General features: G+C 46.4%; 5 protein-coding genes and 1 pseudogene. 1 reads left to right on the plus strand and 5 read right to left on the minus strand.

From position 1 onward, the window contains the following. Positions 1 to 123: 123 nt before the first annotated feature. On the plus strand, positions 124 to 861 hold the full coding sequence (locus tag P5683_RS21920; protein ID WP_006626273.1) for a lipoate--protein ligase family protein: 738 nt from the start codon (positions 124 to 126) through the stop codon (positions 859 to 861). On the opposite strand, the gene P5683_RS21925 is transcribed toward P5683_RS21920, so the two are convergent. The 5 genes and pseudogenes from P5683_RS21925 to P5683_RS21945 all read right to left on the minus strand — a co-directional run. Beyond that, complete coding sequence (locus P5683_RS21925) at positions 846 to 2,051, minus strand: site-2 protease family protein (protein ID WP_006626272.1); 1,206 nt, start codon at positions 2,049 to 2,051, stop codon at positions 846 to 848. The two genes, P5683_RS21920 and P5683_RS21925, sit on opposite strands and share 16 nt — an antisense overlap. A 376-nt stretch (positions 2,052 to 2,427) precedes the next feature. Further along, positions 2,428 to 2,712, minus strand: coding sequence for a photosystem I reaction center subunit PsaK (gene psaK / locus P5683_RS21930; RefSeq protein WP_006626271.1), 285 nt, complete (start codon positions 2,710 to 2,712; stop codon positions 2,428 to 2,430). A 293-nt stretch (positions 2,713 to 3,005) separates the two neighbouring features. Further along, a complete protein-coding gene (gene ribBA / locus P5683_RS21935; protein ID WP_006626270.1) occupies positions 3,006 to 4,754 on the minus strand; it encodes a bifunctional 3,4-dihydroxy-2-butanone-4-phosphate synthase/GTP cyclohydrolase II in 1,749 nt (582 codons plus the stop codon). A gap of 470 nt (positions 4,755 to 5,224) precedes the next feature. Then, entirely contained in the window at positions 5,225 to 5,365 is a 141-nt protein-coding gene (locus P5683_RS21940) for a hypothetical protein (protein WP_006670925.1), read from the minus strand. Positions 5,366 to 5,602: 237 nt separating this feature from the next. Beyond that, a pseudogene (locus P5683_RS21945) lies at positions 5,603 to 6,079 on the minus strand (IS1 family transposase); the annotation flags it as partial. Between the last annotated feature and the right edge of the window lie 53 nt (positions 6,080 to 6,132).

The raw sequence follows: 6,132 nt of genomic DNA on the forward strand, positions 1-6,132 counted from the left end.
CTTATACCATATTGCCCTAAAATATTAACCTAATTTGAGATTAAATCATGCTCCCTACCTTATGGGTAACTCTGAGATGGGCACAGCATCAATCTGTGAAAGGGGGTATAGGTATATGTAGTTATGTCTACTGATAGTTCTGTCTGGCGTTTAATCCCTCTGACTGAGGCTTCGGGGCGGCTGCAAATGGCGATAGATAGCTGGTTGCTATCACAACATGATCAAGGTTGTCATCCCTCGACATTGCGGTTTTATACTTGGCAACCTGTAGCCATTTCTCTGGGTTATCATCAACGGCGCTGGCCGGAATTTTGGCATGATTTGCAATGGCAGAATCAGCCTATTGAATTGGTGCGCCGCCCTAGTGGAGGACGGGGGGTACTGCATCAAGGGGATCTGACTTATGCGGTGGTGACTTCGGGGTTGTCTGGATCGCGATCGCAAATTTACCAATACATTAGCGAGTTTTTAGTGAGGGGATGGCGAAGTCTAGGATTTCATCTCGATTATGGTTCTGCGGGACGGGGCTATATTCATCATCCTGACTGTTTTGGGACAGCAACCGGAGCGGATTTAGTCCTAGACAATGGTTATAAACTGATTGGTAGCGCTCAACTGTGTCGGGGTCGGGCGGTGCTTCAACATGGGTCTATGCGTTTAACTCCTGACCCGGGTCTACAATCCCAAGTATTTGGGACTGCTATGGCATCCCCACCATTGCTATCTATGGAATTACAAACTGTCATAGATGCTTTAATTATGGCGGCTACGGATAGCTTTGGGATTCAATTAGACACCCAACCCTTAACGGAGGCTGAATGGGATCAGATCGCCAAATTTGCGCCTCAATTCTCGGTGTAGGAGGCGGCGGTTTTAGCGATCGCATCTAGGGGAAGTCCAGGGGGATAACTACCATCTTCTTTGATCCGTTTAATATTAGCTTCGGGAATAGGAACTCTGAGAGATTTAGCCACGGCCCTAACGACATCCCCACGATCTATTATGCCTGAGACGGCTCCGGCTGGGGATAAAACTGTGATTCTAGGAAGTCCTTGGGATTCCATTTGGTTAATTACTTCCACCAGTAGGGCTTTTTCTGGGACTGCAATTAACTGATCTAGAGGTGTGACAATATCATGCAAGGTCTGCGTTTCCCATTGACTACGTTCGACCATTCGCAACTTGTCCACAGACACTAACCCCCGATAGCGACCGGACGAGGCGGCAAAAAATACTGGAATGGAGGAGGGACAAATCAAATAATCATCGGCAAATTGTCGCAGGGTCATCTCGGCATCAATGACTCTAAATTCACGGGTCATCACATCACTAGCTTGAATTTTGAGCAAGACTTCCTGCAAATCGCTCATTCGCGAGTAGGAACTAGCGTTACGGATGACGAACAAACCAATTAAGGCAATCCACAAACCGCTATAGTTATTGCCTGCGAATAGGGCAAATAGACCTAGGAAAATTGCCCCCCAACCCAGAAATTGTCCGCTTCTGGCGGCCCAACGTACTCCAGCAAACCGACTTCCGGTAATCTGCCAAACTGTGGCTTTTAGTACCTGTCCACCGTCTAGGGGTAAACCGGGTATTAAATTAAATATGGCTAGGACTAGGTTAATTTCCCCAATCCGTTGGGCAATTTCTCGCACCAGGTTGGGTTCTGGTAAACTTTGGGCTAATGCGGTTAGTAGAAAAAATAGGGCTAAACTGACTAGGGGACCGGCGATCGCTACTTGGAAAGCCTGACCGGGTGTTTTTGATTCTTTCTCAATGGAGGCAATACCTCCAAACAAAAATAGGGTGATGGAATTGACCTGAATGCCTTGGGATTTGGCAATCAAGCTGTGTCCTAACTCGTGGAGGAGAACAGAAGCAAACAGCAGCAGCGCGACTGCTAAACCTGCGCCCCAGGATAATAGTTCTCCCCATTGCAAATATTCCTGACTATTGAGTAATGTCACCAACACGACGATGACAAACCATGAGGAGTCGATATACAGTGGAATACCAAATATCGTTCCTATCCGCCAACCTGCCTGCATGAATCCCTCCCTTGAATCCCTTGCCGTGATTACAGACAAGGTATACGTTATCTTTACCGGGGGGTTAATTACTTTCCCCCTCTTCCAGTGTAACAGATACATTTAACCCAGAAAAAGCTGGCTATAGTTACGAGTTATGGCCTCACCCCTGCTGTACAAGCCATGGGGAGTCAATAGGGTTAATTGAGCAATTAAGGCTACAGGAAGATGCGGTGAATGTTTAGGCGATCGCCAACTTGAGTTAAGTAAGGTTGGTAAAGGGTTAATTTTAATTGTATTTACCCACAGTTAAGGGGTAATTAACCTTGGCTATCACACCAGGAAATTAGGGAGCAAAATGCTCCCATTACTGCTTGTTGGTGACTAACTATGGCTACTACAGGACTCCAGCATTAGCCAAGCCGAGGATGACACCTGCACCGAGGAGATGGCCTAAGCTGGCGGTGGCGAGGAGTTCGGGAAAACCAAACCCAGTAAAAATGCGGGGTAAGGAAACGGGAAGGGCGGGACCTTTGCCACGATTTTCTTTAGAGATGCCATAATAACCAATGACAATGGCAAATACATTGCACAAAATCATGATAATTGCCACGCTAAAAGACCACTCAACAGTCTGACCCGTTGTACTTTGCACGCCCAAAAACAGGTTTAAATTGCTCATTTTTTGCTCCTAAATCTCAGATTTTTAGTAAACAGCATTTTAATATGTAATTGGTAAAATCGGCAAGCCCCAATTCCTCAAAGTCTCTGGCTAAGGCTAATTATCGGAACTGGTCTTGATAGGAATCACTCAAAAAATGTCGCCCATTATATCTCAAAAATGCGGAGGGGCAAGGTTTTGTTTTAAAAATTAACAAACCTGGCGCTGAGACCAGGTAGTTAATTGCTAATCAAGGTTAAGTTATGATGGCATTAGGTATGTTAAATGAGGGTTGATTAGCCCCAGGGAATTACTTACCATGAAAAACTATAAATTGTTTGCAACTCACGGGCGTAGCATAAAGAACCAGGAAGGCTGGAAAAGGGGAAAGCCTGACGTTTTAATTGCCCCTTGAGACTGGTTAAAGGGTCATTGCCGGAAGCAATTAGAAACTCCAACCTTTGCAAATCTGGTAAAGCGACAATATGATCAAGTATCTGTTGGATAGCATTGACATAGGGATGGTCAGGATATTGATACCAGTCGGGTGATGCCAATAATGGTTGATCAAGACCGAGATGAAAAACTAGGTCTGCTTGACCAAATAAAGCCACAGCGACGGGACGAGTTTCTTCCTGAATTAGCAGGTCATAAGTATGGGCGATATTCTGTAACTTTTCCATGCGATCGCCATAGGAATAAAGTTCCGCTGCCGACTTGAGGACCGACATAGTAGAAGGGATAAAAGTTTCCCCCATTTCCTCTGCTGCTTCCCAAGTGGCTTGGGGTGAATGATGCCATTTAACCGCCACTGTAACCAAATAGGTTTGCAGTAAAAGATGACCTAATTTTTGTGCCTTAGTTGCCAGATACACAGAATTATAATCGGTGGCCTCAATCAATAATGGGACGCGATCGACAATCTCAATACCATAACCCTTGAGTCCCGCAATTTTACGAGGATTATTAGTGACTAGGCGGATCTGTCGGACACCAATATCATTAAGAACTTGCGCCCCCATGCCATAATTGCGTAGGTCAGGGGGAAAGCCGAGGCGTTCGTTAGCCTCGACGGTATCCAGCCCCATATCTTGCAGAGAATAGGCTTTAAGTTTATTGATTAAACCAATACCGCGCCCTTCTTGTTTGAGATAAACTACCACCCCAGCTCCAGCATGGTTAATCATTTTTAAGGCCGTTTGCAGTTGCATCCTACAGTCGCAGCGTAGAGAACCGAAAGCGTCCCCCGTTAGACATTCAGAGTGAACCCTAACCATGACCGGAATATCACCAAATGTAGCCGGATCTCCTTTGACGAGGGCGACGTGCTCGCTATTATCCTGGGTGTTACGATAGGCATAAATGAGAAAATCCCCGAATTGGGTGGGAAGTTTGGCCACGGCTTCGCGAATAATAAAGCGATCGTGCTGTAGGCGATAGCTAATTAGGTCAGCAATGCTGATCAACTTGAGATTATGGGTTTTAGCATATTCGATCAATTGTGGCAGTCGCGCCATAGACCCGTCGGGGTTTTGAATTTCGCAAATCACCCCACCCGGATATAAACCCGCCAGTCGCGCTAGGTCTACGGCTGCTTCTGTATGACCAGCCCTTTCTAGCACTCCCCCTTCTTTAGCCCGCAGGGGGAAAATATGACCCGGACGACGCAGATCCTCTGGTTTAGTCTGGGGTTGGATCGCCACTTGAATAGTCCGGGCGCGATCTTCGGCAGAAATTCCGGTGCTGACTCCCATTTGGGGGGAAGCGTCGATGCTGACCGTGAAGGCGGTTTGGTTGCTATCGGTGTTTTTTGTCACCATTAGGGGAAGATCGAGTTGGTCGAGGCGATCGCCTGTTAGGGCTAAACATATTAATCCTCTGGCTTCCACCGCCATAAAATTAATCAGGTTGGGCGTAGCAAAATTAGCTGCACAGATGAGATCACCTTCATTTTCCCGGTGTTCATCGTCCACAACCACGATACAGCGTCCGGCTTTCAAGTCGGCTAAAGCATCTTCAACGGGATCGAATTTAAAAGGGGGGGTGGAAGTTGGTTCGGTCACGGAATCCTAAAATTAGCTATAAGTCTTGGAACAAGCTGATTAACCATTCTAACTGTTTTTCTATCCTACACTCAAACTTTCAACAGTAAAAAGCCCCGCTTGACCAACAAATCAGCGGGGCCTTTATAAGCCAACCTTTAAAGTAGGATTATCGCATATCCCACAGAGCCTTAAACAAAGTCTCAGCCTGCTTTCTGGATGTGGCATTCCTGGCAGCCTTGAGCGCCGCCCCAGATACTTTGTTCCCTTTGTGGTACGCTCTAGTAATCCGTGCGAGACGTTTAGGCATCAAATAGAGCTGCAATGAATGCTTGAAATAACAGCAAGCGTGAGGGTTCCAGCCCCTTGGTTGGATATAAGGGAGTCTCCCCTGAGCGACCTCATAACTGTTTATATGTCCCGACTTTTTGTATCATTTTGATACCAAAACCAGGCAAGGAACCCAGGGTCAACATACGTTGTTACAATTCTTAACAGTTTTGTAACAAACGTTGAGGGTAACGGCGATAGCCACCCCCGGTTTGAGAACTCATAACTCTAGGACTAAAGCGGGGAACGGAAGGCGTGAGATCAAACCTACTATCAAGACGCGACCACTGCCAACCATCCATGATTAAGGAAATCTGAATGTCTGACTTGAACCATCGCAATGAGCAGGTAGCGAAATAGGTTGAAACGCTACACCCAAAAGGGCAAGGGGAAAAGTAGGGGTTTGGATGAGACACCTACATAGACCTTTAAAAGTACCCCGGTGGATAGGAAAAATCTAAAGATGGAATGCCCATATAAACAGAACGTTTTAACCCCTCTAAGGCTCTGGGTATCTGGTCGAGGTATTCATGGTAGTACTAAAGAGGTAATGATGCGTTGTAGTGATGGATAAAATACCAAATGCCACCAATGTGATTCTGCAAACACTTGGAAAAGGACAAGGTCTTGGGTACTAAGCGAGACACTGGTTGTCTCAAGGTATTGTTAAACCTTTCGATGTAGCTGGTCAAACCTGTATCCTTCCCAACCCCTTGATGACGTTTACTCGGTAGAACAGCCTCATAGGCTCCCCAGAAATCTGTATAAGCCACCGCACATTGGCGATACACTGGGGGCAATGACTCCCACAATTGGCGGGCTGCGGCTTCATCCCGTGCACCAATGTAAACACCGACAATCTCACGGGTTTTTACGTCGAGAGCTAACCAAATCCACTGTTTGTTTCCTCAGGGTACGAAAAGACCACAATTCATCACATTGAATCGTTAACCTCCCGTTTTTTTGTGCCTCACCTGGACTTGGCGGGGCACAGAGGCATATTTCTGATTGACGTATAGCACAAGACAGGAAAGTTAGGACGTATAATGGAGAGGACGAGATGACTAAC

The organism is Limnospira sp. PMC 1279.21 (genome assembly GCF_032349615.1).
Lineage (GTDB): Bacteria > Cyanobacteriota > Cyanobacteriia > Cyanobacteriales > Microcoleaceae > Limnospira > Limnospira fusiformis.